Source organism: Chryseobacterium sp. UYP7, assembly GCF_056279225.1.
In genome coordinates this window covers 1-1055 of record NZ_JBWBQW010000028.1, presented here as the reverse complement: position 1 = coordinate 1055, position 1055 = coordinate 1, and the positions used below count along the sequence as shown (strand labels likewise).

Genomic DNA, 1055 nt, shown 5'->3' with positions numbered 1-1055 from the left:
CCAACTTCCGGGATGGCGACATAGCCGCGATTCTGAGAAACCTGATCTGTACCACCCGCATCTGGAGACATCATTCTGATAAAGTTCGTTGTGTCGTGCATCTGCCAGTCGAAGCGAACAGTTACTCGACCTTGTCCGCTCGGGTCGGTATTTGAAATAACGGTGGCGATTTGTGGTTGTGCAATGGGTAAAACAAAATCCGGTTTCGGCATGTAGCCAGTATCTGAAGCAATCGCTTCAAAAGTTCCTGTGTAATGTCCCAGGGTATCAATATCGTGAGTCACTTCGGTCATCATGACTCTGGTGAAGTAACTGGTCTGGTTAGAATCTACTTTGCGCATTTTCAGATCTGCTACACAACCCGGATAAAGAAAAGGAACCGTGGTTCCGCCCGAGATCGTGAGCACTTCTACGGCTTTACTTCCCGAAGCACTGGTCTGCGAATTCACCACATCCATATCGGTGGTGGCTTTGATCGGTGCGACTTGTAGAGAAGGGGTTTTAAAGATGCCGCTGTTATTTTGATAAGACGTTTTCGCCAGATCACTTTTATGTTTGATCGGTGTTTCTCCGGAGGTTAACTTCGCATTCGAACTGCTGTTGTATCCGTAAAAACTGGGTTTAATGTGAACGGCTTTTAATTCGACATTAATATCCGAAACATTACTGCCGTAGGTGAGTTCGATGGCTTTATTTTGAGGAGGCATGGATCCAAAATGTAAAACTTCGCCATCATAATAGAACTGTTCGCCATAGGCTTCTGCCATTCTTGCGAGGTAGTTGTAATGCGTTTCATCGTACTGAGCGCTGTATAAGATTTGAGAGGTAGATTTAGCATCAACCCTAATATCGTAAGCGGTTCCGATTCCCTGTTTAATAACACTGTCTGCAATAATTCCCATATTTACGGGACCTTCGCCGCCAAAACTCTGGGTATGTGGTGCAGCATCCAGTAAAATCGTGGGACTGAAGCCTTTTAAAATAATGTTTCCTAAAGAATGACTGTCCTGACTGAAACTTACGCCCGTGATCACCCCTACGAAAACCCGCTCCGG

Annotated in this window: 1 protein-coding gene; it reads right to left on the bottom strand. The window is 45.6% G+C overall.

Annotated features, from left to right (window positions below; translation table 11 throughout):
- Positions 1-1055 (bottom strand): phage baseplate assembly protein V (locus tag ACZ9HT_RS16985; protein ID WP_476041685.1); only part of this gene is annotated, 1055 nt, incomplete at both ends.